The sequence below is a fragment of the Cryobacterium sp. W22_MBD10_FK3 genome, from assembly GCF_052113745.1.
Classification (GTDB): domain Bacteria; phylum Actinomycetota; class Actinomycetes; order Actinomycetales; family Microbacteriaceae; genus Cryobacterium.
In genome coordinates this window covers 20876-44683 of the sequence record NZ_JBGQOH010000014.1, presented here as the reverse complement: position 1 = coordinate 44683, position 23808 = coordinate 20876, and the positions used below count along the sequence as shown (strand labels likewise).

Below are 23808 nucleotides of genomic sequence, written 5' to 3'. Positions count from 1 at the left end.
TCGTACACACGAGTTCCTCTCAGCCGAGCAGCGCAATGATCTCGGCAGCGCTGCCGCTCTGGCCCAGCGCCGGGAAGACGCCGGTGACGGTCGTCTGGTGCGCCTCGGCGCTGCGGTCGGTGATGGCGTCGATGGCCAGTGCCACGTTGTAGCCGCGGTCGTAGGCGGCGCGGGCCGTGGACTCCACGCCGAAGCTCGTGGCGATGCCCGCGAGCACGACCTGGGTGATGCCCCGTTCCGTCAAGATGGCATCGAGCTCGGTGCCCGCGAAGGCGCTCCAGGTGGCCCTGGTCACGGTCACGTCGGTGGGCTGCCGGCCGAGACCGGACACCAGGGCGCTGAACGCGGCCGGGAACTCCCTGGCCCCCGCGCCGTACTCGGTGCGGCCGGCCGGGGTGCCGTCCACATTCGCCAGCACCACGAGCAACCCGCGCTGCCGGAAGGCGGCGAGCAGGTCGGCGGCCCGGCCGACGATCTCCTCGGCCGGGTGCGCGGTGGGGCCGCCGAGGGTGCCGGCCTGCAGGTCGATCACGATGAGGGCGGTCGCGGGGTCGAGCGCGGTGACGGTCACAGTGGTTCTCCTTGGGCTGGCGTGGGTTGGCTGTAGTGATGGGCGAGGATGCCGGGAAGCTGGTCGTGGATGGTGTCGATCAGGTCGTGCACGCTGACCGCGATGGGCCGGCCGAGGTCGGTGAGGGCGTAGTCCACCCGCAGCGCCTCGGTGGGATGCGGCGTGCGCGAGACCAGCCCGTGCCCCTCGAGGCGCTGCAGCGTTTGCACCAGCATGCGGTCCGAGATTCCACGCACCGCCCGGCCCAGCTGCGCGAATCTCAACGGGCCGTCGAGCAGGGCCGCGAGGGTGAGCGCACCCCAGCGTCCGGTGGCGTGTTCGAGCACCTCCCGCGACGTGCCCACCTGGTCGGTCATGGCTACAGGCTAGGTCGATTCATGCACTTACGCAAAGTAAGCATTCCGGAACGCGAGACGAGACGCGGATGCGGCTTGATTCCCCTCCTCACTCCGCGAAATCGGAGATAGACTGGCTCCATGACCCAGATCCGCATCAAAGACGCCGCCGCGTTTCTGAGCGTCAGCGACGACACCGTGCGCCGTTGGATCGACAACGGGGTGCTGCCCAGCTCGAAGGACGCCTCGTCGCGCACCGTCGTCGACGGCCTCGCCCTGGCCCGCCTGGCCCGCAAGAACGCGGTGCTCCCCGACGACCCGTCCGAGATCGGCCGATCCGCGCGCAACCGGTTCGTGGGGCTCGTCACCGACATCGTGATGGACACCGTGATGGCCCAGGTCGAGATCCAGTGCGGCCCGCACCGGGTCGTGTCGCTGATGAGCAGCGAGGCCGTGCGCGAACTCGGCCTGGAACTCGGCTCCGTCGCGATCGCCGTGGTCAAGGCCACCACCGTCATCGTCGAAACACCATCGGGACGGGTCTGAGCGTGGCCCGTGTCTCCCGCCCGCTCGCCCTCGTGGTGACCGCTCTGGCCCTCGCCTTCACCGGATGCGCGCCGGTCGCGACCGCCCCCACCGCCGGCCCCACCGCTGGGGCCACCGCGCTCACGGGCGACATCACGGTCTACGCCGCCGCCTCGCTCACGGCCACCTTCACCGACCTGGCCGAAGCCTTCGAAACCGAGAACCCCGGCACCACCGTGGCGCTGAACTTCGCCGGCTCCTCCGACCTGGTCACCCAGATCATCGAGGGCGCACCGGCCGACGTCTTCGCCTCCGCCGACACCGCCAACATGGCCAGGCTCACCGACGCCGGCCTGGGCGAGGGCGACCCCGTCGACTTCGCCACCAACACCCTCGAGATCGCGGTGCCGCCCGGCAACCCGGCCGGCATCACCGACCTCGCCGGCCTGGCCGGCCCCGGCGTGAAGCTCGTCGTCTGCGCCCCCGAGGTTCCCTGCGGCAGGGCGACGGCGGCCGTCGCCTCCGCCGCCGGCCTCACGCTCACCCCGGTGAGCGAAGAGTCCTCGGTCACCGATGTGCTCGGCAAGGTGACCTCCGGTGAAGCGGATGCCGGCCTCGTCTACGTCACGGATGTCACCGCCGCGGGCGCCGCCGTCGCGGGCGTCGAGTTCGAGGAGTCCGCCGGGGCCGCGAACACCTACCCGATCGTGGCCGTGCGGGATTCGGCATCCGCGACGGTGGCCCAGGCATTTGTGGAGTTCGTCGGCGGCCCAGCCGGCGCACCCGTGCTGCGCGCCGCGGGCTTCGGGGCGCCGTAACCCCATGCAGCCGGCCTCAGCCACCTACACCGGGGTTCCCCGCTGGGTCCTCGCCCTGGCCGCGATCGGCGCGGCCTTCGTGCTGCTGCCCCTTCTGGCGATGGTGCTCCGGGTGAACTGGGCCGAGTTCGTGCCGTTGATCACCTCGGAATCCTCCGTCGCGGCCCTGCTTCTCAGCCTGCGCACCTCGCTCGCGGCCACGGCGCTCTGCGTGATCTTCGGCGTGCCGATGGCCCTGGTGCTGGCGCGCACCGACTTCTGGGGCCAGAAGGTCCTCCGCTCCCTGGTGCTGCTGCCGCTCGTGCTGCCCCCGGTCGTGGGCGGCATCGCGCTGCTCTACACGTTCGGCCGGCGCGGGCTGCTCGGCCAGAGCTTCGAGGTGCTCGGTATCGACATCGCGTTCTCCACCACCGCCGTCGTCATCGCCCAGACCTTCGTGGCCCTGCCGTTCCTGGTGCTCAGCCTGGAGGGCGCCCTGCGCACCGCGGGCAGCCGGTTTGAAGCCGTGGGCGCCACCCTCGGCGCGAGCCCCGGCACGGTGCTCCGCCGCATCACCCTGCCCCTGGTGCTGCCCGCCGTGCTGTCGGGCGCTGTACTGTCGTTCGCCAGAGCGCTCGGCGAGTTCGGCGCCACCCTCACCTTCGCCGGCAGCCTGCAGGGCAGCACCCGCACCCTGCCGCTGGAGATCTACCTGCAGCGGGAGACCGACCCCGACACCGCCGTGGCGCTGTCCCTGGTGCTCGTGATCGTGGCGATCGTGATCGTGAGCCTCGCCCACCGCACCGGCGCGCCCTCGTTCCGGCGAGCGCGGGGGGCCTCGTGACCTTCGCCGCCGACCTCCACGTGGCCCGGCGCGATGTGAGCCTGCGCCTCAGCGTCGCGGCCGGCGAGACCGTGGCCGTCCTGGGCCCCAACGGCGCCGGCAAATCCACCCTGCTGAATGCGATCGCCGGCCTGATCAGGCCAGACACCGGGCACGCCGAGCTGAACGGCACCGTGTTGTTCGACCTCCCCGCTGCCGGCGGCCGGCCGGTGTGGCGACCGCCGCACCGGCGCGGCGTCTCCCTGCTCGCGCAGGAGGCGCTGCTGTTCCCGCACCTGAGTGTGCTCGACAACGTCGCCTTCGGGCCCCGCAGCGCCGGCAGGTCGGCGACCCGCGCCCGCGAGACCGCGAGCCACTGGCTCCGCGAAGTGGATGCCGAACCCCTGGCGGCCCGGCGCCCCGCCGAACTCTCCGGCGGGCAGGCCCAGCGCATCGCGGTGGCGCGGGCCCTCGCATCCGACCCCGGCCTGTTGCTGCTCGACGAACCGCTGGCCGCCCTGGACATCTCGGTGGCGCCGGCGGTGCGGCGGATGCTGCGCCGCGTGCTCGCCGACCGCAGCGCGGTGATCGTGACCCACGATGTGCTCGACGCCTATACCCTCGCCGACCGCGTGTTGATCCTGGAACACGGCCGGGTCGTCGACGAGGGCACCCCGGCCGAGGTCTTCGACCGGCCGCGCAGCGCCTTCGCGGCCGGGCTGGCCGGGCTGAACCTGCTTACCGGCATTCGCCGCGGCAACACGCTGAGCCTGGCGGATGCGGCGGCCGTGCTCGAGAACATCCCCGCGCCACCCGTGGTCGAGGGCGCCCCGTTGTCGCTGGCGGTGCGCCCGGCGGCGGTGTCGGTGTCGGCAGCGCTGCCGACCGATCCGGCCCTCACCAGCGTGCGCGCCGAGCTGATCGACCTCGAACCCCGGGGCGATTTCGTGCGGGCGCGAAGCACTGTGCTGGCCGCTGACGTCAGCCCCAGGGAGGCCGCAGAGCTCGACTCCGCCGTGGGCTTCCCGGTCTGGTTCTCGTTCCCGGCCGGCGCCGCCACGCTCTACCCCACCGCCTCCTCGGACCGGGTCACGCCGTCGTGATCCATCCGGACGTGTGCAGGGCCATGGGCCGGTTCGAATCGCTGGGTGGCACACCGGAGCCCGCGGCCGCCGAGATCGACGCCGAGGTCGACAATGTCGAGTACGGCGCCGCCGTGGCCCGGATCGGCTCTCGGCGACTGCGGCTGCGGGTGGCCAAGGTGACGCCGACCAAGGTCGGCCTATTCGTCGCCGTCTGGCGGCGCTCCGCCACGGGGTCGACCGAGCCGTTCCCCCACGACGATGTCGACCACCTCGTCATCATCACCACCGAGGGGCGGCGCAGCGGGCTGTTCGTGTTCCCGCGCCAGGCACTCACCCGGCACGGCATCGTGTCCGTGGCGGGGCGCGGCGGCAAGCGCGGCTTCAGGGTCTATCCGCCGTGGTCGGCCACCGCCAATGCCCAGGCAATCAGCACCCAGGCCTGGCAGGGCGAGTTTTTCCTCGACACCGACGACGGCGTCGACCTCGACCGGATGCGCACCCTCCTCGGCCCCTGAGCCGGGCCGCCCGCGCCGGCTCGGTGCCGGCGCGCTATTCTCGTGGTGACCTGTGGCGCCGACCGAGGAGGTCGTTATGAGCGTCGGACTGACCATCACCCGCACCATCGCGGCACCGCCAGAGCGGGTGTTCGCGGCCTGGACCCGGCCGGAGGATTTCTCGGTGTGGTTCGGCGGTGCCGCCATCCACGTGCCGCCCGAGACCGTGGTGATGGATGTGCGGGTGGGCGGCCGATGGACCGCCGTGATGCGCGTGCCCGACGGCAGCGCGATCTACTGGCACGGCCGCTACACCGAGGTCGATCCGCCCCGGCGGCTGGCCTTCACCATGGACGACGACCCCGCCGCCGACACCGTCGAACCCGTCGTCGTGACTTTCGCTCCGGCCGCCGGCGGCACCGAGATGCGGCTCACCCAACCGCGTGACGATCTCACCAACGCACAGCTGGCCCAGACCCTGCTCGGTTACAACGCGTTCTTCGACACCATGGAGCTGCTGCTCTCCGGCCGCGACTGACCTGGCTACTGCACCGCGGTGGTGATGAGGCGTTCCAGGCGCACGACGCCGGCGTACCGGCCGGCGTTGTCGGTGACGATCAGCGGGTCATAGCGATGCGTGCTGTCGCGGGTGACCGCCCGCAGCAGGGCATCCCGCACCGGGGTGTCGAGGTTGACCCGCACGGCGTCGGTGACGAGACCGAGGTGGGCGCTCTCGCTGTCGAGAACCGACACCGGGCGACCGCGATGGTCGATGAGCACCACGGTGCGCACCTCGGTGTGATCGGTGAAGATGCTCGCTGCGGTCGCCACCGATTCCACAGCGGGAACGACCTCGAGCAGGTTGCGCACGACGGGCACCGGCTGCGACACCGCCCTGGGTGGCACCGGAGCAGCCAAAACCGGCCACGCCGGCCCGGGTCTGGCGAGGTAGTATCCCTGCGCCAACGGCACCCCGAGAGCGGCGATGGTGTCGTATTCCGCGGCGGTCTCGATGCCCTCTGCCAGCACCCAGGAATCGATGCGGCTGGCGAACGTTCCGATCATCTCCACGAGCGCCCGCTTCGCCTCATCGGTGTCGATGCCCGTGATGAGTTCGCGGTCGAGTTTGATCAGCGCGGGTTTGAGCGCGAGCAGACGGCTGAGGCCGGCGTAGCCCGAGCCGAGGTCGTCGACGGCGATGAGGCCGCCGGCGCCACGGATGGCGTCGAGCTCGGGCTCGAGGTCGACGACCGAGTCGATGACGGATTGTTCGGTGAGCTCCACGAAGATGCCCTGCAGATCGGGATGGTCCCGCCACACGGCCCGGATTGCCTCGTGCCGGAGAATATGGGGCGACACGTTCACGGCGATGAAGCAGTTCGCCGGCACCGAGCCGCGCTCGGCGAGGATGACCCGCAGGCAGCGGGCTTCGATCTCAGCCGACCGGTTCGCGGCGCGGGCCTGGGCAAACAGGTCTTCCACGCCGATCTCGGCCGGCATCTCGAAGCGGGCCAGTCCCTCGAACCCCACCACGATTCCCCTCGCGGTATCCACGATGGGTTGGAACGCGGCGGTCACCCCGGTTCCGGCGCTGACCGCATCCAGCAGGGCGGCCCATCCGGACGGCGAGAGCGGGGTCGTCAGGAGACGGTCACAATCCGGTCCGTGACGCTCTGGGCCAGCTCGGCGCTCACCGAGTCGATGCCATGCACGGCGCTGGCGTGCTGGGCGACCAGAACGAGGATCTCGTCATCGGTGGAACTGACCCAACGTGCCGTGCAACCCGGCACCACATCTCCGCACGCGAAAGACTTCATGACACTCTCCCCCTACTGTCGTCGCCGGCAGGCGACTGCATGATTTCGTCTGCGTCTGAGTGTAGTTCGGTGGCGAGGCGGTTGCGGATTGGACTAGTACCGCACCTCGTCGACCGGCCCGCCACCGGCGAGGTCTTCGAGCAGCAGTTCCGGGTGGTCGCGCACGGTGTTCCGCAACCGCCACGGCGTGCTGAACAGGGCCAGCAGGGTGCCGTCGCTGCGGCGGAGCACCTCCACCTGACGGTCGTGGCCGAGGATCGCGGCGCTCTCCTTGTCGGTGCGGCGAGCCAGCTGGTACGGCAACACATCACTGCGGATGGCGGCGCCGAAGTCGTGCGACATCCGCTCTTCAACCACCTCGAACTGCATCGGTCCCACGGCACCGAGCACCGGGGCCTGGTCGCCGCGGAGGTCGGAGCGCATCACCTGGATGACGCCCTCGTGGTCGAGCTGGTCGATGCCGCGGCGGAACTGCTTGTGCTTGCTGGTGTCGGCCGGGCGCACGGCACGGAAGTGCGCGGGCGCGAACATCGGCAGCGGCGGGAAGGTGACCGCGGGGCTGCCCTCGTGGATCGAATCGCCGACGCGAAGCGCTGAGGCGTTGACCAGGCCCACGATATCGCCGGGCCAGGCCTCCTCGGCCACTTCACGGTCCTTGCCGAACAGCTGCTGGGCATACTTGGTGGCGAATGGGCGGCCGGTGGCGGAGTGGGTGACCACCATGCCGCGGCGGAACTGGCCGGAGCAGACCCGCACGAAGGCGACGTAGTCGCGGTGCGAGGAGTTCATGCCGGACTGCACCTTGAACACGAAACCGGAGAACGGGCTGGTCACCGGGCGGTGGCCGCCCTCGGCGTCCAGGCGGGCCTCGGCGGGCGGTGCGAAGTCCACCAGGGTGTCCAGGATGTGCTGCACACCGAAGTTGAGCACCGCGGCGGAGAACAGCACCGGGGTGGTGATGCCGTCCAGGAACATCTCCTCGTCGTGGTTCTGGCCCTCTTCGGCCAGCAGCTCGGATTCCTCGGCGGCGGTGACCCAGGCGTCACCCTCGGCGGCGGCGGCTTCGTCGGCCGTGGTGCGCTCGGAGTCGGCGCGGGTGGCACCGCCGGCGGTGCGGTTGAAGCGGATGAAGTCGCTGCTGTCGCGCTCGATCACCCCGCGGAAATCCCCCGCGATGCCCACCGGCCAGGTGAGCGGGGTGGGGATCAGGCCCGTGCGGGTGCGGATCTCGTCCATCAGGTCGAGCGCGGCGGAGCCGGGGCGGTCCCACTTGTTGATCACGGTGATGACGGGCAGGCCACGCTGCTTGCAGACCTCGAAGAGCTTCATGGTCTGCACCTCGAGGCCCTTGCTGGCGTCGACGAGCATCACGGCGGCATCCACCGCGGAGAGCACCCGGAAGGTGTCTTCGGAGAAGTCGGCGTGGCCGGGGGTGTCGACGAGATTGATCACGCTGTCGCGGTATTCGAACTGGATGGCGGCGGAGGTGATCGAGATGCCACGCTCCTGCTCCATGGTCATCCAGTCGGAGACGGTGCCGCGGCGGCCGGCCTTGCCGTGCGTGGCGCCGGCGGTGGTGATGGCGTGCGCGTGCAGCAGCAGCGCCTCGGTGAGCGTGGACTTTCCCGCGTCGGGGTGCGAGATGACGGCGAAGGTGCGCCGGCGGATGGCCTGAGCCTCGACCTCTTTCGGGGACACCTCGGTGCCCGGGGTCACGGTTGCTTCAGCCACTGGCGTTTCCTACTTCTATTGGTCTGTCAATGCGTATGCTCGCGCATGCGCTCTTCAAACCTATCCTGCGCGGCTGTGCGACTACTCCCCGGGCGGGAGCAACCGCCAGATCGCCGTCGGCAACGAATCGAACCTTCGGAGTGTGGCGCGGCCGACTGAGCCTCATTGCATTGCAAGGCGATACACCTGTATTGTACACAGATACAAGTGCATTGCAGAGCGATGCAACCCCGGGAGGAGACTGTACGTGGACTTATCTGCCCCACTCGCCTCGTTCCTGAACGGCCTCGACGCGGTGGCCCTGCGAGTTGTTGCCAGGGCAGGTTCAGGGCTCACTGGCCGACAGGTTGCTCGCCTGGCGGGGACTGGAACGCCAGCCAACGTTCGGTTGGCTCTTCTCCGACTCGTCGACATCGGGCTGGTTGTTTCGGTCCCGGCCCCCCACGCAACTATGTATTCTGCCAACCGCTCGCACATCCTCTGGCCAGCTGTCGAGATCGCGATGAACGCACGACAGGAACTGACCAGGCGTGTAAGAGCATTCGCCGGCTCGAAGGCACCTGAGGGTGTTACGGTCGCCCTCTACGGCTCCGTGGCACGAGGTGACTCCACCAAGACGAGCGACGTCGACCTGCTCATCGTCTTTCCCGACGAGGTCGCACTCGATGACCGGGACGAATTCGTCACCGGGCTCCGGGACAACGTGCAGCTGTGGACGGGCAATGATGCTCAGATCTACGACATAACCGAATCGGCCCTGACCGGGCAGAAGGAAGAGGGAGACCCGATAGTTCATAGCTGGGCTGCAGAGGGAATCATCGTCTTCGGGAAGAGCGCCCTGGGAATGAGGAAGGCGCAGTGAACGCGCGGATCAAGCGGATGACGGCGTCAGAGGTGCGAATCCGTGCCGAGCATGCCCGCGACTCTCTCATCACAGCTCAAGCTCGATTCGAACCTGGGGGACCGATGGCGTCGAACAATACGACTGGGCTGAATGCCGTGAACGCCGGCATCGCTACGGCCGATGCCATCTGCGGATCCCAGCTCGGGTACCGATCCAGTGGCCAGGATCATGGACAGGCCATTGGTCTCCTCACCCAAGCACTCCCCGCAAAGAGAACCGCGGCAAGAGACTTGGGCCGGCTCTTGGAAGCGAAGACACTTACCTCATACGGCGCGAGTCACATCACAGAGGCCAGGGCGAGCGAGCTCCTCAAATACGCAACCCGGCTCGTGGCCGAGATGGAAGCCGCCCTCGCGTCCTGACCTCTGGGCTCCCACCATATTTCTCGAGATCCGAGAGATTCATTCGCTGCTCATCCCGTCTCATATCCCATGGGATATGAGACACGGTGGGTTACGACACACGACCCGTGGAAACGCGCTAACCGGCCACCTGGTCGTACTCGGTTGGACGCAAAGTGCGCGGCACGATCTTTGGAGCGCACAGGGACCGCCCCCGATCACGCGCGTGGGCGTGGTCATGGGAGGCTTGCGGCGTGAGCGAAAAATTGGATGGCGGATTCGACGGCGGCGCCCACCTGGTCGACGGAACGGTTCGAAAAGTTCCTGGCGCCTGGACTCCGGCGGTGAACTCCCTGCTGCAGCACTTGGCATCCAGAGGGTTCGTCGGGGCGCCGAGCCCCCTCGGCACGGACTCACAAGGCCGCGCCGTCGTAAGTCATCTCGAGGGTTCGACAGTCGGGAGCATCCGCCCGTGGCCAGCGTGGACGCACAGCGACGAGGCGCTGCGCGACGTGGGCGACTGGCTCAGGCGTTACCACTCGGCGGTCGCAGACTTCGTCCCGCCCCCTGGTTCACGGTGGCGTGAGGGCTTGGCTTGGAAGCCAGGCCACATCATCGGGCACAATGACGCGGCGCCGTACAACGCGGTTTGGGACGAAAAGGGGTTGGTGGGTTTCGTGGACTGGGATATGGCTGGTCCGACCACGCCCGCCGAGGACCTCGCCTGGGTCGCGTTTTCGTGGGTGCCGCTCCACGCGCGGCAGGTCGTCCTGGACGAAGGATTTACTGCGTTCGGAGAACGCCGTGATCGGCTAGAGACGTTTCTAGAGTCCTACGGATGGGGCGGCACGATCAACGATGCGCTTGAGCTCGTCCGCCAACGCATCCAAACACAACTCGGTCTCATCCGCACAGTAGCCGCCAGCGGCGACGAGACATACCAACGAATGCTCGCGTCCGGCGTTGATCGCAACCTTCAAGCCGCGTTGATCGATCTCGATACAGTCTGACGCCTCGTCTGCGGGTCTCGAGGATCAAGGCTGCCATCCTTAGAACGCAATGTTCGGCGTCGCGTATCCCATGGGTTACGAGGCGCTCAGGTTACGAGACAAACGCTGTTGGGTGGTGTCCGTGACAGTCACGATGAAGTTTGGGACCCGGGCGTGCAAGTCTGGCGACGAAATGAGATGCAAGAGCTGCGCTCAACATCAGGGCAGCGCCTCGCGCTGTGTCGCGCGCGGTGAGTGGCGTGCCGCTGCGCCTGAGGGCGGCGCGGGAAATTCGGGCACCGGGAAGCATTACGAATGGTGCGGTAACCAGTCCGGCGGTGTATCGCTTGAGAACAACGGAGGCCAGGACGTGGGTGGCCACATGCGCTTCTAAGCCCGCTGTGGCAGCGCGGTACAGCCGTGACTTGCCGTTGGTCTGTATACCCCGAACGCAAGCACCTCCGACGAGCAAGCCCATTAGAGCAATGGCGGTCACGGACTGGGCCGGAGTTACCAGAATGCGGGAGGACCCCAACCGCGCGGCGATGATCCTTGATGTAGCCGGGAATGTGAACGCTTCCTCTGCATCGTGTATCAGCCACGCAATGAAGAGCGATGCTGCGGAGGTTCGCATGCCAACGGGTGTTCTCTTCACGGGGGAATCGTACTGCGCGACAGGAGCAACCCGAGGACGAACGATTCTGGCTGTCCGAGCCAATCAGCGACGATTCAGACGGTTTCTGGTGCCGCATATCCCATGGGATACGAGGCAGATCGGTTACGAGACAGCGCCTGTTACCCTCGTGGGCATGGTGGACCCTGTGCTGTGGATTGAACATCGCCGTGGCGGCGACGGCGAACTGATCGGATGGATGGCGCCCGACGGCGAGGGATTTGTAGTCGTCGATCTGTTGGGTAGAGCACGCTCGGATGTTGTGGACTGGCTCACTGCCGAAGAAATGCTTGATGAGATTGGGTTGAGCTTTCTCGCCGATCCTTTTGAGCTTCGACTTCCTGATGGGCGATGGCTGCAGGTCCGCATCGCCGAACTCTCCCCCGAGGGGATCCGGGTCACGCGCGACGATTGGGGTGCCAGTGACGTGCAGGACCGCGAATTTAAGCTGCCGTTCCCGATGCCAAAAGAGCTGCGTCCAAGAGCCGACTGACGGTTAATCGCGGAATGGGCGGCGGTTCCCTGCAGAGTGTGGACTCGCGTAGGTCGTTGCGAAGCACTAGGGCGTCGAACCTTCAAACCGCCGCGTCTCCGGGAATGCTCCCACCGTCTCGTATCCCATGGGATACGAGACGCTTCAGGTTTCGAGACACCTTCCACAATGGGTTCGCTGAGCTAGTTCGATAAGGACGTACTAGATGGCTAAGGTCGATACTCTTTCGGCGGCGGCGATGTCGGCAGGTCGGCAGGGGCAGCTCGACCACCCAGGGTCATGGTCGCGATTGAGGACAGTCCCGCGCCGATGCCTCTAGCAAGAGCAGACAAGATCCTCCCCAGCCATCGCCATGCTCCGGCACTGCTATGTGACTTATTCATGCGTTGCCCCTTCTCTGCGACTTCCGCGTCGAGCGCCCGCGCCGTCGCGCCGACGTTGCATCGCATGATTGTCACCCTACGAGGATGACCGGCCCGTATCCAGCAGGTAATGCAGAGGAGCGGCTTCACGTAGCCAAGAAGATGGCGGCCGAATAGAACCCAGTTATGTCTCGTATCCCATGGGTTTTGAAACACTCAGGTTTCGATACACATCGCAAACGGGCGGTTGGTGATTGGCGAATTTGCAGCGCCTACCCGCGCACCCCCTATTAGCCCCTCAGGGCTTGAGGAAACTGTCGATCGCTTCCCGGAATGCTGCCGGCTGTTCAACCCACGGGTAGTGCCCACTGTTCTCGATCACCACGGATGTCCCGGCTGGAAAGAGTCGCGCGAGCGCGGTCACTGGGGCAAGTCCGGTCAGGCAATCCTCGGCCCCGGCCAGTACGAGGACGGGGGCTGCAACCTCACCAAGCCGCGGCGCAAGGTCATCCGGTGGGGCGACGCTGAAGTATGCCTTTGTCGCGGCCAGGCTCCAGCGCCCAATTTGAGCGTGGGCTCGCTCCTTGGCGCCCCATGTCGCGTATCCGGCTGGTGCTGACTCCTGCTGCCACGCGTTGTACCCGTCATCGTTGATCGTTTGCGGCCCCGCAATCAGCGCCGCATGGGCGGGCTCGAAGTTCAAGTCGCCGTGCCGTTTTGCGCTAAGGTCGCCCGCATCCGGGGCCTCATCGACGAGATAAGCGGCGGGAGGCGTGATCAGCACCAATTTGGCAACGCTACTTGTGAACTGCACGGCGTAAGAGATGGCCAATCTCGTACCGGCCGAATGGGCGATCAACACCAAGCGCTGCAGTCCCAGATGAATGCGCAGGCGCTCAATATCATCGGCTTGCGCCCAGAAGGATCCACGCTCTTCCGACTCGGGCATGGGTGTGTGGCCCACACCTCTCAGATGGGGAACGATCAGGCGATGCCGCTCACTGAGCCCGGCCAGGTCACCAAGATAACTGGGGTGACGCGCAGCTCCTCCGGCGAGAAGGACAACCGGTTCGTTTTCGCCACCGCTCCCGTCGCCACTTACGTCATCGTAATGAAGTGGCGACCCGTCGGAGCCTTCGTAGGTTGGCATTACTAGAAGGTACACGGCACTCATGCCGGCACTCTTCGAGATGCCCTGTACTGTCTCGTTTCCCATGGGATACGAGGCGCTCAGGTTACGAGACAGTTCACAGGCGACCAGGGCCGGCCTCTTGTCGCCGTGTACGGTACACACCAGGGGTAACTGAGCTGGCCGAGGGCGGGAACGCGCAATAATCGAGCACGTGACCGTGAGATTGAAAGGGCGACAGAGGGCTGTTCGTGCCGTTATCGCCGATGTCAGGGCGTGGGCTACGGAGCGCGACGATGTGCAGGCCGTAGTGCTGGTCGGTTCATACGCGCGCCATGCGGAGCGCATGGGTAGCGACGTCGATCTGACGGTCCTGACCGACGAGCCGGATCGGCTCGCCAACTCCGGGTGGTTCGAGATCTTACGCCCGGGTGCTCAGTTGGTTCGGGCAATGAACTGGGGTCCCGTCCGAGAGAGAAGGATGCGATTGCGGTCGGGGCTTCAGGTCGAACTGGGCATCGCACCGATCAGCTGGGCTGCTGTGCCTCTCGACGCAGGCACGCGGCGTGTTTTGAGCGACGGTCACCGCGTCATCTACGACACGGGAGTGCTCGCGTCCGCCGTCGCCACCCTCTGACTCTCCTCTTGGTGGCGGCTACAAGAACAAATTTGGAGCGGGCCTGGACTGACTGGGGTGGGTACGTTATCGCGCCGATTCCGGCCAGCTGTACGTGCCAACCAGTGCGATAGCAATCACAGCAATTGGTTGTCGTGGTCCACGCAATGCCAGGTAACTAAGTCTCGTGTCGCATGGGATAAGAGGCACCTGGCTTATGAGAGGAATCGGTCTCTGCCAGCATTCGCGAAGGCAGGCGACACTCTGAGCTCGATCTCGACATGAACAGAACGTGAATGATTCTGAGATGAGGCACCCGGACGCCCCTGAGCGGTGGAGTATGTCTATCGTCGTGATCAGACCTGAGCCACTAGCCGCGTTCGCTAGGGCCGCGTCCCCTCTCACGGCAGGTCTGGAGAAGTCCGCAAATGAAAGCCAAGCGCGCACTGATGATTGGGATTCTCATGGCCGCCCTTTCCCTAGCAGGCTGCGCCACGGGGCCGTCAGATGAAGACCTCAAGAGTGAAGCCGAGTGCCTGGAGGCGATCGGCCTAAGTGATGTGCATATTGTGGACGGCCGCGTCCTGTACACCATTGATCCGTTGGACGCCGATCTCCCCACGTTCAAAGCGGCGATCGCAGCCTGCAAGCCGGGGGCGACCCCGGACTCGGTTTACAAGGCTGTTACGGGGTAGCCGCAGCTGACCACGAAGAGCCTACGCGCACGCAAACCAAGAGGATCGCGGCGCGCTTCTTCACCCTCGTGTATCGGTTCGCGTATCTTGCGCCGCTGAAGTTCCACATCGAGGTGCTTCACCGCGTGGAGCACCTCGTGTGGTCGCAATGTCTCGAAACCCTACCGATACGAGACAGGTGAGGATGCGCGACAAGTCGCCTGCCGCTGGTCTCGTGGATGGGAGAGATCTTCATGTCTCGTAACTCATGGGTTTGTAGACAGCGAGGTTAAGAGACAGGCGATCTGAACTGGGGCGATAGACCCACGACATGTGCCATATCGAGAACTCATCGAGGAAGTTGATTTCGAGGCTGAGATTCGGCGTGACCGAGGCGCCTTGGTTACGAGCGTCAGGGGACGGCGTTGGCATCGTGATGGGAGCGCAATGGCCAGGAGTTCCACTGGCCCGAAGCCGGTATTGCAGTTCGCGCAGCCACCACCCGCTCGGTGGGTAGCTCCTGGGTGCTTGTGCGCCCGGCTTGCATCCCACCGCCCAAATCATCGAGCCGATATTCGATCCAATCGCCCGACCCCGGCGCGAAGGTCTCTGAGTAGCCCCCGGACACCACGGTACGCACGGTCCATTCGAGCTGATCTATCAGTTCCGTGACGTTGTCGTCACAAGCGTCGCAGCCGCACGCGGGGAAATGGAAATCGTGTAGGGAACCCGCGTGGAGAAATACACCAGGAAACCGCGAGAGGACAAAGGTGAGCGGGGCCGCTGCATGCTCCCGTGGCACGATCCTTACTGCTTGAACAACATCTCGCGGCTGGAGAAGAAGGTCGGCAGCGGCGCTCGATGATCTCTCGACGTCAACGTCGAAAGTGCTCCGCAACCACTCGACGAGGGCGAGGGCGACGTCGTGAAGTGGCGCGAAGCGTTCCAGATTACTCAATCGCGAATAGGCGTCTTCGGGTGGGGACTCCCCTCCCCATCGATTGCCGTAATCGATAGGGACGCCCTGCTCGTCGCGATAGATCCCCACTGGGATCGTGGGGCGTCGATACTCACTCATGGTCACACGCTAGTCGTCAGCGTTCTCTTCATCGAGCGATCCCTCCCGGGCGCTCCTCCACCGTCTCGAAACCCATAGGTTGTGAAGCAGCCAGGTTTCGAGACACCTGATTCGCTCTTCGAACCCATGGACTGAATTTGCCGCGGCGCATGCTCCCGTAGAGTGCTGGCATGGTCTCTCGTCCAGCTCGTCGTATGCCTCTGAGTAGTTACTATCCTGGCGCACTGGGGCGACCCGCTAGCGGTGAACACCAACTCTGCACTCAATCACTATTTATCCGGATGTGATGCGGAGTCGATAACGACTATCAGAAGGTGCAGATCGGTCGATGAGCCACCAACAGCGAAGAAGAATACGCACCGATGCTGTGCTGGTGGGCACAGCAACTCTTCTGCTTTCGTGCCTTCTGCTCTATGCGCTGGTGCGGCAGGGATTTGTCATCATGTTGGCCTCGGTGATGATCGCAGTGATTGTGCTGGGGGTGACCTTCGCCCTGTTGATCCGAAATCAAAAACGTCGCCCGTGGGCATACGCTCTTCGGGCACTTGTCGCAGGCGTGGTCGCCATGTTCGCATTCGCCGTCTGCACGACGGCAACTCTGGAAATCACGGCCGCCGCGGCCGGCTACGGGACTTTCGGTTGGTTCTATGGGCTCGCTGCGACATTTGTTGGCGGTTGTTTGGTCGGTGTTCCTCTGATCCCTGGACTGCTGGGATTGGCCGTCGGCGGCCTACTGCGGCCAACGTCAGCAGAACACCAGGACTAAGCGCGGTCCGGTGAACCCCGCGAAGGGCTACTGGCCCAAGCGGCGAGCGGACTTCGGTTGCATCGGATTGGGTTCGTTCAGCGTCTTGCAACCCACGCGTTCCAAGACGCGTAGGTTACGAGACTCTGTGACGGACGACGGTGCTCGCTGGTTCCTTTCCACCGAAGGGGGCCGGCAAGACATGAGGTGGCTGAGCAGCGCCGCGACTGGAGAGCGATTGGCATCCATTCGGGTGCCAGCAGCTCTTCTCACTATTACTTCGGTGCGGCTTCTCGCGAGTGCACGATGCTTGTGCGTATCGCATTGTTTGTGGGTCCCACAGCGTCAGCGAGATAGAGGATCGCAGCTAGTAACGCACCGGTGAAGACGACGAGCACAGCGATGAGTGTCTTGGGGACCACGCCCAGCGACCCATCGACCAGGACGCTTACTGCTCCTAGGGCGCCAAGCCCGTATAGTCCCCAGACAATTCGTCGCATATTGCGACTCTAACCTGCCGTCACAGTGGCCACGCCCGAAGAGCGCTGGAGTGTTGCCGGTGACCCTGCGTCGCTCACAGAGAAGCCCGCAAAAACTGGCGGAGGCCCAGCCGTATGCTGGGCTCCGGAGCCAGCGCCACGTCTCAGATCCCATGGGATACGAGGCAGCTAGGTTGCGAGACACAACACCCTGCTGGCTCGCGTCGACCGTTGTCGTTGTCCTTGCACGGCTGGACACGGGATATGAGGCGCTGAGGTTTCGCAACAGGTTTACCACTTGTCGAGGAAGGCAATGGGCATTCGTCGGCGTTGCCGGAGTGGGCATGCGGTAGCTACCTGGCGGAAGACCCTTTCGCTGGCTCAATACCAATCGTGCTGCGTTCACGGGTGGGCCACACAACGAGCAGATATGCCGCCAACGGCCCCAAGAACAGCGTCAAGAGAAACCAGGTCCAAGCGGATCTGTTGCGCGTGCGCGCATAGCCCCCAGCGAGGATAGCAACGGACAACCACATTGCTCCAACAGCCGATGCATCCCAAGTAGTTGGGAGACAAGTCACCTGCCGCACGTCGCTTGAGCAGGCAAGGCACCGCTCTCGACATGTGATGTCGTGTGCAGCAGCCGCTCGAGGTTTCAACAAGACATATTTGGAGTGCTGCCTACAGTTTGAGGGAAGTCTGGGCTGCCGCATCCCCTGTGCAGCGAATATTCCGCCTGAAGAGGTGACCACGAATCGTCTCCGCGATATAAGCAAAAAGAACGCCTAGACCGACAGAGAGCACTGAGACGAATAGAGCCGCAATGGTCCCAAATGAATCCGTCGCCAACAAGGACTCCCAGGTCTCGGCCGTGACTTCCAGCTGAAGCGTTGCTAGCAGACCTGTTGTCACGAAGTATCCCAGGCCGAGACCGGCGACGCCAGCAAGCGTCCTGACCGTGGCGGCAATCGCCGAAACCTTACTCATGGACCCAATTATGTCGTCAGTAGGAGAGTTGCGCCCCGGCATACTGACGAGCGAGCGGCGGCGCGCCCAGAGAAACCCCCCCCCGAGAGATAACCGAGCTCTTGCCTTTAGTTGGCCGCGTACAGAATCGCTCCTGCCTGAGTTGAGTTGGCCGCACCCTGGGTCTCCCCCCAGAATCAGCACCTTTGGCGCGACGACGGAGCGGGACTGAGCGCCTCGGAGCTGAACCCGTGACGTCAGCACCGGCCGACACTCAGACCTAAGCTTCCGCGCCTAATCATCAAGCACCGTCAGCCAAGGCTTCGGTGTCTCCTATCCCTACGAATGCGAGACAGGTGGAGATGTGCGACAGGTCACGTGCCGCCCGTCACGTTAACAGGCGGCTTCCCGCGTCTCATATCCCATGGGTTACGAGGCGCTGAGAGTTCGAGACACAAAGCGCGCTGGCGACTTTGCCGAGTGTTCCAGCAAAAGCGCTCGCTATACCTTGCATAACCAGGTATCTTGCTATGCATGGACAACTCAGGGAACAAGGTCCTTACAAATCTACGAAAGGGTGTGCTGGAATTCTGCTTACTCGCGCTGCTGCAAGACGGTGAATGGTATGGGCTCGACATTGCCCGCCGCCTGAGTGAGCAGGGTCTTCTGGCGGGGGAAGGGACGGTGTACCCGCTGCTTTCCCGTCTCCGCCGAGCTGGCCTGGTTGCCACTGAATGGAGCGAATCTGACGCTGGCCGTCCACGCCGGTACTACACGCTCACTGATCTCGGCCGAGAGAATTTGCGTGCGTTCTCGGAAGTCTGGGGCCCTTTCCGAACCACCGTCGACGCAATCTTGGAGGCTAAGCCATGAATTCACCAACGCTGCCAACCGCACCGCAGGTCAATCGATACCTGACTCAACTCTCGAAAGAGCTTTCCAGCCTGCCCAAGCAGTACCGTGAGGATGTCCTCGACGGCATTCGGGTTCACATCAATGACGCGCTCGAGCAGGGTGGCCTCGACATCGTCACGGTCCTTGAGCACGTGGGCACACCCCAGGCCGTTGCGGGCCAAGCTCTGGACGATTATTACGAGGAATCGGGTCGCTCTGAACGGCCGGCCTACTCGCCGCTGGGCCGCAAGCTGCAGGTATGCTCGTTCGCCCTGGCGCTTCTCGTTGTGCTCTTAGGTGCGTTCGTTTCGTTGCAACAGGGGCTCACGGTTCAGGTTCTTCTTTCGTCAGTGCCACCGCTGGTGCTCACACTTCTGCCCCTGCTCACGCGGGGAAGACACTGGCTGCTCATTTCAGCGGTCAGCGCCTCGACGCTCACCGCGTTCCTCGTAACGTCCGGAGTGCTGACTCTCGCCTTGGGTAGCTTCTCGTTCCCGCTCACGCTGTTCCTTATCCCCACCACCACCTTGGTCCTGGTTTACATTCCGACGCTCGCGCTGGCAGTGCTCCCACTCTTTATGCGCCCAGATAGGTAGGTGGCGGATGTGCGGCAGGGTGGATCCAGTCACACCCATGGCATCGCGACAGTGGCGTCCGCTACTGACCAGGTCGTGTCAGTTGGGAACTCGAGACCCTCGCCCACGATCGGCCCATCACCAAATGACCCCGGTGTCTCGAAACCCTAGGGTTACAAGACGTCTCATCTCCCTGATCTGCACTTACTCGAAATATCCCGACGCTCGGCACACGCCGAGTCTCATAACTACGTCGCATAACCTGCGGGGCTGCTTGCCGTGTCCATCATTGGTTATGCGACACCCGGGAAGGAGTGTCGAAGCTGAACGTCCTGGAACCGCAATCTCAAGCAACAGGGCAGCGCGGCAGGCCACGGTAGTGCGCACGCACCTCCGAGGCCAGGTGCTCGGTGGCGTAGCTGAGCATGGTGCGCGGCATCCGCCCGGCGTGCTCGTCGAGAAAACCGAGGAGCAACGCCCGGTCCACGCGCGCGCCCACCTCGCGAAGCATCCAGCCCACCGCCTTGTGCATCAGCGGCGCCGGGTCGGCGAGCAGTCGCGCGGCCAGGTCGAGGGTGGTGGAGGCGTCGCCGCGGCGGATGAAGGCCTGCGTAGCGATCACCGCCACGCGGCGCTGCCACAGGATGTCGCTGGCCGCGAGTTCGTAGAGCAGCCCGCGGGGCCGGTCGAAGAGGTACTCGCCGAGGAGCCCGGGCGCCGACGAATCGACGAGGTCCCAGTTGTTCACCCGGCCGGCACGCAGCTGCGCTGAATAGAACTCCACGAGCGCACGGCGCTCCGGCTCGTCGCGGGTGCGTGGGGCACTGGCCCGTGTGAACTGCGCCACCAGGATCAGCAGCCCGGCCAGCCGGTGCTCATGCACCGGGTCGGCCAGGAGGAGCTCGGTCTCGGTCAGCGGCAGGGCGATGAACAGTTTGACGATAGCGCGGGTCTGTGGCACCGTCACCCCGATGAAGACGTCACCCTCGGCGTACTGCCCCGGCTCAGTCTGGAAGTACCGAGCGGCCCCGGCCGCGCGCACCGGGTCGGCCACCGAGGCGAGCGCCGCCCGCACCTCGGCCGCGGTGCCCGCGCTGCGTTTCCCGGCATCCGTCATGGCAGCAGGCTAACGCGGCACGGCTAGCGACGCCCGCGCCGAATCTTTCCGTAGGCGCGCATCAGCTGGGGCACAACCAGGTATACGGCGATGGGCACGACGACGACGGAGAGCACGAAGGCGCGCAGGATCGGATTCCAGTCGGTGGCGAACGGGGCGATCGCGAAGAATCCGAGCGTCACCAACGGGAAGATGGCGATCCAGGTGATCACGGCCCGCACATGCACCGATGGCGGTGCAGCATGTGCACGGGGAGCTGTGGGTACTGACATGGTTCGTGTCCTTTCAGTCGGCGGGTGGCCGAGGATCCCGGCCTTCCCCCACGATGCCCCCGCAACACGCACATCTGAAACAAATGTTGCCGAAACTGGGACGTGCTGCTTGGCTGGTGGCATGAGTAGCACTCCCCGGATCGCTGACGAACTGACCCAGATCGCGCCCCGCCTGCGCCGCGCCCGCGAACGGAAGAACCTGACTCTGGCCGACCTGGCCGCGGCCACCGGAATCTCCAAGAGCACGCTGTCCAGGCTCGAATCCGGGCAGAGGAAGCCCAATCTCGAACTCCTCCTCCCCATCGTGGCCGCGCTGGCGGTGCCGTTCGAGGAGATCGTCAGCCCACCCCGGGTGCAGGACCCGCGAGTCACGCAGAAGCCCACGCGCGCGGCTGGCCGGACGCTCACTCCCCTGTCGCAGCACCGCGGCGAGCCGCAGGCGTTCAAGATCGTCATTCCCGTCACCGACCGGGACCCGGCACCGCGCACCCACACCGGCTACGAGTGGATCTACGTTCTCTCCGGGCGCCTGCGCCTGGTCCTGGGCGAGCACGACGTCGTCCTGGGCGCGGGGGAAGCGGCGGAGTTCGACACCCGGAATCCGCACTGGTTCGGCTCCACCGGCACCGCGTCGGTCGAGATCCTGAGCATGTTCGGCAAGCAGGGCGAACGCATCCACCTGCGCGCTCGCTCCACCGCCCCAGCGCCCATTGGGGCCGCAGACACCTAGCCCGCCGGCGTCGTCCCCGACACCACCAGATCGGCCCGCACCCTGGTTCCCTCGATCAGGATCGCGTTCGCGCCGTCCACCGTGCGCGCCCAGGCGTGCGCGGCCGCCGGGCTGCGTCCGTGCCGGGTGTGCCTGTCCACCAGGCGGCTGAGCCGCTCGTCTGCCCCCGTCTCGCAGAACCAGGCCTCGGCCAACAGTCCGGGAATCCGGTTCCACGGCTCCTGGTCCACCAGCAGGTAGTTGCCCTCCACGATCACGATCTCGGCGCCGGCCGGAATCGCCACCTCCCCCGCGATCCCCTCGTCCACGGTGCGTTCGAAGCTCGGCGCGTAGACCGTGTGGTCCCGCTCGGCGAGCACCCGGTTCAGCAGGCCCACGAATCCCCAGCCGTCGAAGGTGTCGATGGCGCCCTTCCTGTCGTGGATGCCGAGCCGGTCGAGGGTGGCGTTGGCCAAGTGGAAGCCGTCCATCGGCAGGTACACCGTCCGGGAACCATTGTCGATCAGGCGCTCCACGAGCTGCTTCGCCAGGGTGGTCTTGCCCGCTCCCGGGCTGCCGGTGATGCCGATGATGATGCGGCCGTTCTCGCCGAGCAGGCCGACGGCCCGCCGCGCCAGACCGTCCAGGTTCTCTGCTGTGCCCATGTGACAACTATCCAGGTGGATGCGCTCTCCCGCGACCTGCCGGGCGCGCATTCGGCCCCGCCGTGCCACGATTGCGCTGATATCGAGGGGAGACCTGATGAATGCGGTGCTTGAGGCGTTCGGCGCGGTGCTTCCCGTGGCTGTCGCGGTGGCCCTGAGCCCGTTCCCGATCATCGCGGTGGTGCTGGTGCTGCTGTCGCCGGCCGGACGCTCGGCGGGGCTGGCGTTCCTGGCCGGCCGGGTGGTGGGGGTTGCGGCGATCGTGCTGCTCGTGGCCGCGATCTCGGACCTCATCGAACGCTCCGATGAATCGTCACCGGCCGTCGCGGTGTTGCGGATTCTCGTGGGCGCCGCCCTGGTGGTGCTGGCGGTGTGGAAGTGGCGGGGCCGGCCGCGAACCGACGACGACGCGACCCTGCCCGCCTGGATGGGCAGGGTCGAGGGCAGCACACCCGCCGGGGCCGTTCGGCTGGCGTTCCTGCTCTCGGTGGCTAACCCGAAGGAGCTATTGCTCGGTGTGGGAGCGGGCATCACGATCGGCAGCGCTGGCCTGCCGGTGGCCGCGACGCTCACGGTCGCCGCCGGGTACACCGTGATCGCCTGCGCGAGCGTCGCCGCACCGGTGGTCGCCTTCGTCGTGGCGGGCGAGCGCATCCGCGGGCGGTTGGACGACGCCAGGGCGATTCTGGTGCGCCACAACGCCGCGATCATGAGCGTGGTGCTCCTGGTGATCGGTGCGGCTCTCATCGGCGGCGGTCTGGGCGCCCTCTGACCCCGCGCCTACCGGTCGAACGCGATCACGAGCGAGCCGGATGCCCGGCCCGATCGCAGGTCGTCGACCGCCGCAGCCACCTGCCCGAAGCCGTAGGTGGTGACGGTCGGGCGCAAGCGCAGGTGGGCCGCGAGGCGCAGAAACTCCTGACCGTCGGCCCGGGTGTTGCCGGTGACGCTGCGCAGGTCGCGCTCGTGGAACAGGTGCTCTTCATAGCTCAGGGCGGGGATGTCGCTGATGTGGATGCCGGCGACCACGACGGTGCCGCCAGGCTTGGTGGCCGCCAGGGCCACGGGCACCAGGGCGCCGGCGGGCGCGAAGATGATGGCGGCATCGAGGTCGTCGGGCGGCCGCGAGGTTTCGTCGCCCACGAAGCGCAGCGGCATCCGCCGGGCCAGTGCCTGGTTCGCGGCGCCCCTGGTCATCGCAGACACGGATGCCCCGGCGGCCAGCGCCAGCGGCGCCGTGAGGTGGGCGCTCGAGCCGAACCCGTAGAGACCGAGGTGCCCGCCCGGCGGCAGGTTCGCGCGGCGCAGGGCCCGGTAGCCGATGATGCCCGCGCAGAGCAGCGGTGCTGTGCTCACCGGGTCGGTGCCGGCCGGCAACGCATAGGCGAATGCCTCGCGCACGAGAGAGTGCCGGGCGTAGCCGCCGTCGGCGTCGTAACCGGTGAACCGGGCATCCGCGCACAGGTTCTCGCGCCCGGTGAGGCAGTAGCCGCAGGCACCGCAGGTGCTGCGCAGCCAGGCGATGCCCACGAGGTCGCCGGGCCGCAGCCGTCGCGCGTCGGGGCCGGTGCTGAGGATCCGGCCCACCACCTGGTGCCCGGGAACCACGGGTGAGCGGTGCGGCGGGAGCTCGCCGTCGATAACGTGCAGGTCGGTGCGGCAGACCCCGCAGGCCAGGGTCTCCACGAGCAGTTCGTCCCCGACCGGTGCCGGCAGGTCGAGCCGGCCCCGGGCGATGGTGTGGTTTCCGGCGCTCACCCAGGCCTCGGTGCGAGTGTTCATGGTCGCTTCCCTCCCTGCCGCGTGACTGGGGCACACAGTACGCCCCGGCCCGAGCGCCGCAAACACGCGTGCGGTCCACCGAACACGGCGATTCACTGCGACGGCGCGCATGAAAACGCCGTCAACCCCCGGTTACTCTGGTGGCGGCGCACACCGCTGTGCGTCAT

General features: G+C 66.0%; 30 protein-coding genes. 17 read left to right on the top strand and 13 right to left on the bottom strand.

What is annotated here, in order from left to right:
• Nucleotides 1–19: 19 nt before the first annotated feature.
• Nucleotides 20–571, bottom strand: a complete 552-nt coding sequence (locus ACEN2M_RS13250) for an isochorismatase family protein (protein WP_441648597.1) — start codon at nucleotides 569–571, stop codon at nucleotides 20–22.
• Nucleotides 568–927: a winged helix-turn-helix transcriptional regulator gene (locus ACEN2M_RS13245; RefSeq protein WP_441648596.1), complete on the bottom strand. Its 360-nt coding sequence runs from the start codon at nucleotides 925–927 to the stop codon at nucleotides 568–570. The genes ACEN2M_RS13250 and ACEN2M_RS13245 overlap by 4 nt, the downstream gene beginning before the upstream one ends.
• Before the next feature lie 120 nt (nucleotides 928–1047).
• Here ACEN2M_RS13245 and ACEN2M_RS13240 point away from each other — a divergent pair, with 120 nt between their 5' ends.
• From ACEN2M_RS13240 to ACEN2M_RS13215, 6 genes are all read left to right on the top strand, one after another.
• Complete coding sequence (locus tag ACEN2M_RS13240; RefSeq protein ID WP_441648595.1) at nucleotides 1048–1452, top strand: TOBE domain-containing protein; 405 nt, start codon at nucleotides 1048–1050, stop codon at nucleotides 1450–1452.
• Nucleotides 1453–1454: 2 nt separating this feature from the next.
• Nucleotides 1455–2249: a molybdate ABC transporter substrate-binding protein gene (gene modA / locus ACEN2M_RS13235; protein ID WP_441648594.1), complete on the top strand. Its 795-nt coding sequence runs from the start codon at nucleotides 1455–1457 to the stop codon at nucleotides 2247–2249.
• Between the two features lie 4 nt (nucleotides 2250–2253).
• Nucleotides 2254–3072, top strand: a complete 819-nt coding sequence (locus tag ACEN2M_RS13230; RefSeq protein ID WP_441648593.1) for an ABC transporter permease — start codon at nucleotides 2254–2256, stop codon at nucleotides 3070–3072.
• Nucleotides 3069–4154: a sulfate/molybdate ABC transporter ATP-binding protein gene (locus tag ACEN2M_RS13225; protein WP_441648592.1), complete on the top strand. Its 1086-nt coding sequence runs from the start codon at nucleotides 3069–3071 to the stop codon at nucleotides 4152–4154. Before ACEN2M_RS13230 ends, ACEN2M_RS13225 begins: the two co-directional genes overlap by 4 nt.
• A 23-nt stretch (nucleotides 4155–4177) precedes the next feature.
• Nucleotides 4178–4651, top strand: a complete 474-nt coding sequence (locus ACEN2M_RS13220) for a MepB family protein (RefSeq protein ID WP_441648591.1) — start codon at nucleotides 4178–4180, stop codon at nucleotides 4649–4651.
• Nucleotides 4652–4727: 76 nt separating this feature from the next.
• Entirely contained in the window at nucleotides 4728–5168 is a 441-nt protein-coding gene (locus ACEN2M_RS13215; RefSeq protein WP_441648590.1) for an SRPBCC family protein, read from the top strand.
• Between the two features lie 5 nt (nucleotides 5169–5173).
• Here the strand turns inward: ACEN2M_RS13215 and ACEN2M_RS13210 are convergent, their stop codons facing one another.
• From ACEN2M_RS13210 to ACEN2M_RS13200, 3 genes are all read right to left on the bottom strand, one after another.
• Nucleotides 5174–6235, bottom strand: a complete 1062-nt coding sequence (locus tag ACEN2M_RS13210) for an EAL domain-containing protein (protein ID WP_441648648.1) — start codon at nucleotides 6233–6235, stop codon at nucleotides 5174–5176.
• Nucleotides 6236–6270: 35 nt separating this feature from the next.
• Complete coding sequence (locus ACEN2M_RS13205; RefSeq protein WP_441648589.1) at nucleotides 6271–6447, bottom strand: DUF1059 domain-containing protein; 177 nt, start codon at nucleotides 6445–6447, stop codon at nucleotides 6271–6273.
• Between the two features lie 93 nt (nucleotides 6448–6540).
• Entirely contained in the window at nucleotides 6541–8163 is a 1623-nt protein-coding gene (locus ACEN2M_RS13200) for a peptide chain release factor 3 (RefSeq protein ID WP_441648647.1), read from the bottom strand.
• Between the two features lie 262 nt (nucleotides 8164–8425).
• Here ACEN2M_RS13200 and ACEN2M_RS13195 point away from each other — a divergent pair, with 262 nt between their 5' ends.
• Nucleotides 8426–9040 carry a nucleotidyltransferase domain-containing protein gene (locus ACEN2M_RS13195; RefSeq protein ID WP_441648588.1) on the top strand — a complete coding sequence of 205 codons (615 nt, stop codon included), beginning with the start codon at nucleotides 8426–8428 and terminating at the stop codon, nucleotides 9038–9040.
• A 637-nt stretch (nucleotides 9041–9677) separates the two neighbouring features.
• Nucleotides 9678–10433 carry a phosphotransferase gene (locus ACEN2M_RS13190; protein WP_441648587.1) on the top strand — a complete coding sequence of 252 codons (756 nt, stop codon included), beginning with the start codon at nucleotides 9678–9680 and terminating at the stop codon, nucleotides 10431–10433.
• Nucleotides 10434–10524: 91 nt separating this feature from the next.
• Here the strand turns inward: ACEN2M_RS13190 and ACEN2M_RS13185 are convergent, their stop codons facing one another.
• The gene (locus ACEN2M_RS13185; RefSeq protein WP_441648646.1) at nucleotides 10525–11046 is read right to left on the bottom strand and encodes an HXXEE domain-containing protein; all 522 of its coding nucleotides are present in this window, start codon (nucleotides 11044–11046) and stop codon (nucleotides 10525–10527) included.
• 175 nt (nucleotides 11047–11221) lie between these two features.
• On the opposite strand from ACEN2M_RS13185, the gene ACEN2M_RS13180 reads away from it, so the two are divergent.
• Nucleotides 11222–11578: a hypothetical protein gene (locus ACEN2M_RS13180; protein WP_441648586.1), complete on the top strand. Its 357-nt coding sequence runs from the start codon at nucleotides 11222–11224 to the stop codon at nucleotides 11576–11578.
• Nucleotides 11579–12238: 660 nt separating this feature from the next.
• On the opposite strand, the gene ACEN2M_RS13175 is transcribed toward ACEN2M_RS13180, so the two are convergent.
• A complete protein-coding gene (locus tag ACEN2M_RS13175; protein WP_441648645.1) occupies nucleotides 12239–12955 on the bottom strand; it encodes an alpha/beta fold hydrolase in 717 nt (238 codons plus the stop codon).
• On the opposite strand from ACEN2M_RS13175, the gene ACEN2M_RS13170 reads away from it, so the two are divergent.
• From ACEN2M_RS13170 to ACEN2M_RS13160, 3 genes are all read left to right on the top strand, one after another.
• Entirely contained in the window at nucleotides 12932–13096 is a 165-nt protein-coding gene (locus ACEN2M_RS13170) for a hypothetical protein (RefSeq protein WP_441648650.1), read from the top strand. The genes ACEN2M_RS13175 and ACEN2M_RS13170 overlap by 24 nt on opposite strands.
• A 187-nt stretch (nucleotides 13097–13283) precedes the next feature.
• Entirely contained in the window at nucleotides 13284–13706 is a 423-nt protein-coding gene (locus ACEN2M_RS13165; RefSeq protein ID WP_441648585.1) for a nucleotidyltransferase domain-containing protein, read from the top strand.
• Nucleotides 13707–14113: 407 nt separating this feature from the next.
• Nucleotides 14114–14380, top strand: a complete 267-nt coding sequence (locus ACEN2M_RS13160; protein WP_441647803.1) for a hypothetical protein — start codon at nucleotides 14114–14116, stop codon at nucleotides 14378–14380.
• Between the two features lie 391 nt (nucleotides 14381–14771).
• Here the strand turns inward: ACEN2M_RS13160 and ACEN2M_RS13155 are convergent, their stop codons facing one another.
• Nucleotides 14772–15437: a DUF6226 family protein gene (locus ACEN2M_RS13155; RefSeq protein ID WP_441648584.1), complete on the bottom strand. Its 666-nt coding sequence runs from the start codon at nucleotides 15435–15437 to the stop codon at nucleotides 14772–14774.
• Nucleotides 15438–15765: 328 nt separating this feature from the next.
• On the opposite strand from ACEN2M_RS13155, the gene ACEN2M_RS13150 reads away from it, so the two are divergent.
• Nucleotides 15766–16203: a hypothetical protein gene (locus ACEN2M_RS13150; RefSeq protein ID WP_441648583.1), complete on the top strand. Its 438-nt coding sequence runs from the start codon at nucleotides 15766–15768 to the stop codon at nucleotides 16201–16203.
• 1139 nt (nucleotides 16204–17342) lie between these two features.
• Here ACEN2M_RS13150 and ACEN2M_RS13145 read toward each other — a convergent pair.
• Nucleotides 17343–17648 carry a hypothetical protein gene (locus ACEN2M_RS13145; RefSeq protein WP_441648582.1) on the bottom strand — a complete coding sequence of 102 codons (306 nt, stop codon included), beginning with the start codon at nucleotides 17646–17648 and terminating at the stop codon, nucleotides 17343–17345.
• A 513-nt stretch (nucleotides 17649–18161) separates the two neighbouring features.
• On the opposite strand from ACEN2M_RS13145, the gene ACEN2M_RS13140 reads away from it, so the two are divergent.
• Both ACEN2M_RS13140 and ACEN2M_RS13135 read left to right on the top strand, forming a co-directional pair.
• Nucleotides 18162–18500 (top strand): PadR family transcriptional regulator, encoded by a 339-nt coding sequence (locus tag ACEN2M_RS13140; RefSeq protein ID WP_130177348.1) that lies wholly within the window; start codon nucleotides 18162–18164, stop codon nucleotides 18498–18500.
• Nucleotides 18497–19117, top strand: a complete 621-nt coding sequence (locus ACEN2M_RS13135) for an HAAS signaling domain-containing protein (protein ID WP_441648581.1) — start codon at nucleotides 18497–18499, stop codon at nucleotides 19115–19117. Before ACEN2M_RS13140 ends, ACEN2M_RS13135 begins: the two co-directional genes overlap by 4 nt.
• 325 nt (nucleotides 19118–19442) lie before the next feature.
• Here ACEN2M_RS13135 and ACEN2M_RS13130 read toward each other — a convergent pair whose 3' ends face one another.
• Together ACEN2M_RS13130 and ACEN2M_RS13125 are read right to left on the bottom strand one after the other, a co-directional pair.
• Nucleotides 19443–20213, bottom strand: a complete 771-nt coding sequence (locus ACEN2M_RS13130; protein ID WP_441648580.1) for a DNA alkylation repair protein — start codon at nucleotides 20211–20213, stop codon at nucleotides 19443–19445.
• A 23-nt stretch (nucleotides 20214–20236) separates the two neighbouring features.
• On the bottom strand, nucleotides 20237–20485 hold the full coding sequence (locus tag ACEN2M_RS13125) for a hypothetical protein (protein WP_441648579.1): 249 nt from the start codon (nucleotides 20483–20485) through the stop codon (nucleotides 20237–20239).
• Nucleotides 20486–20606: 121 nt separating this feature from the next.
• On the opposite strand from ACEN2M_RS13125, the gene ACEN2M_RS13120 reads away from it, so the two are divergent.
• Nucleotides 20607–21215, top strand: a complete 609-nt coding sequence (locus ACEN2M_RS13120) for a helix-turn-helix domain-containing protein (protein WP_441648578.1) — start codon at nucleotides 20607–20609, stop codon at nucleotides 21213–21215.
• Here ACEN2M_RS13120 and ACEN2M_RS13115 read toward each other — a convergent pair.
• Entirely contained in the window at nucleotides 21212–21859 is a 648-nt protein-coding gene (locus tag ACEN2M_RS13115) for a nucleoside/nucleotide kinase family protein (RefSeq protein WP_441648577.1), read from the bottom strand. The genes ACEN2M_RS13120 and ACEN2M_RS13115 overlap by 4 nt on opposite strands.
• A gap of 97 nt (nucleotides 21860–21956) precedes the next feature.
• On the opposite strand from ACEN2M_RS13115, the gene ACEN2M_RS13110 reads away from it, so the two are divergent.
• A complete protein-coding gene (locus ACEN2M_RS13110) occupies nucleotides 21957–22631 on the top strand; it encodes a GAP family protein (RefSeq protein ID WP_441648576.1) in 675 nt (224 codons plus the stop codon).
• A gap of 8 nt (nucleotides 22632–22639) precedes the next feature.
• Here the strand turns inward: ACEN2M_RS13110 and ACEN2M_RS13105 are convergent, their stop codons facing one another.
• Nucleotides 22640–23641, bottom strand: coding sequence for a zinc-dependent alcohol dehydrogenase family protein (locus tag ACEN2M_RS13105; RefSeq protein WP_441648575.1), 1002 nt, complete (start codon nucleotides 23639–23641; stop codon nucleotides 22640–22642).
• Nucleotides 23642–23808: the final 167 nt, after the last annotated feature.

Coding starts and splice junctions, on each gene's coding strand:
- ACEN2M_RS13245 (WP_441648596.1), bottom strand. CDS start 927: ATGACCGACCAGGTGGGCACGTCGCGGGAGGTGCTCGAACACGCCACC.
- ACEN2M_RS13240 (WP_441648595.1), top strand. CDS start 1,048: ATGACCCAGATCCGCATCAAAGACGCCGCCGCGTTTCTGAGCGTCAGC.
- ACEN2M_RS13230 (WP_441648593.1), top strand. CDS start 2,254: ATGCAGCCGGCCTCAGCCACCTACACCGGGGTTCCCCGCTGGGTCCTC.
- ACEN2M_RS13220 (WP_441648591.1), top strand. CDS start 4,178: ATGGGCCGGTTCGAATCGCTGGGTGGCACACCGGAGCCCGCGGCCGCC.
- ACEN2M_RS13215 (WP_441648590.1), top strand. CDS start 4,728: ATGAGCGTCGGACTGACCATCACCCGCACCATCGCGGCACCGCCAGAG.
- ACEN2M_RS13205 (WP_441648589.1), bottom strand. CDS start 6,447: ATGAAGTCTTTCGCGTGCGGAGATGTGGTGCCGGGTTGCACGGCACGT.
- ACEN2M_RS13185 (WP_441648646.1), bottom strand. CDS start 11,046: ATGCGAACCTCCGCAGCATCGCTCTTCATTGCGTGGCTGATACACGAT.
- ACEN2M_RS13180 (WP_441648586.1), top strand. CDS start 11,222: ATGGTGGACCCTGTGCTGTGGATTGAACATCGCCGTGGCGGCGACGGC.
- ACEN2M_RS13170 (WP_441648650.1), top strand. CDS start 12,932: ATGCCGCTCACTGAGCCCGGCCAGGTCACCAAGATAACTGGGGTGACG.
- ACEN2M_RS13160 (WP_441647803.1), top strand. CDS start 14,114: ATGAAAGCCAAGCGCGCACTGATGATTGGGATTCTCATGGCCGCCCTT.
- ACEN2M_RS13155 (WP_441648584.1), bottom strand. CDS start 15,437: ATGAGTGAGTATCGACGCCCCACGATCCCAGTGGGGATCTATCGCGAC.
- ACEN2M_RS13150 (WP_441648583.1), top strand. CDS start 15,766: ATGAGCCACCAACAGCGAAGAAGAATACGCACCGATGCTGTGCTGGTG.
- ACEN2M_RS13145 (WP_441648582.1), bottom strand. CDS start 17,648: ATGAGTAAGGTTTCGGCGATTGCCGCCACGGTCAGGACGCTTGCTGGC.
- ACEN2M_RS13140 (WP_130177348.1), top strand. CDS start 18,162: ATGGACAACTCAGGGAACAAGGTCCTTACAAATCTACGAAAGGGTGTG.
- ACEN2M_RS13135 (WP_441648581.1), top strand. CDS start 18,497: ATGAATTCACCAACGCTGCCAACCGCACCGCAGGTCAATCGATACCTG.
- ACEN2M_RS13130 (WP_441648580.1), bottom strand. CDS start 20,213: ATGACGGATGCCGGGAAACGCAGCGCGGGCACCGCGGCCGAGGTGCGG.
- ACEN2M_RS13125 (WP_441648579.1), bottom strand. CDS start 20,485: ATGTCAGTACCCACAGCTCCCCGTGCACATGCTGCACCGCCATCGGTG.
- ACEN2M_RS13120 (WP_441648578.1), top strand. CDS start 20,607: ATGAGTAGCACTCCCCGGATCGCTGACGAACTGACCCAGATCGCGCCC.
- ACEN2M_RS13115 (WP_441648577.1), bottom strand. CDS start 21,859: ATGGGCACAGCAGAGAACCTGGACGGTCTGGCGCGGCGGGCCGTCGGC.
- ACEN2M_RS13110 (WP_441648576.1), top strand. CDS start 21,957: ATGAATGCGGTGCTTGAGGCGTTCGGCGCGGTGCTTCCCGTGGCTGTC.
- ACEN2M_RS13105 (WP_441648575.1), bottom strand. CDS start 23,641: ATGAACACTCGCACCGAGGCCTGGGTGAGCGCCGGAAACCACACCATC.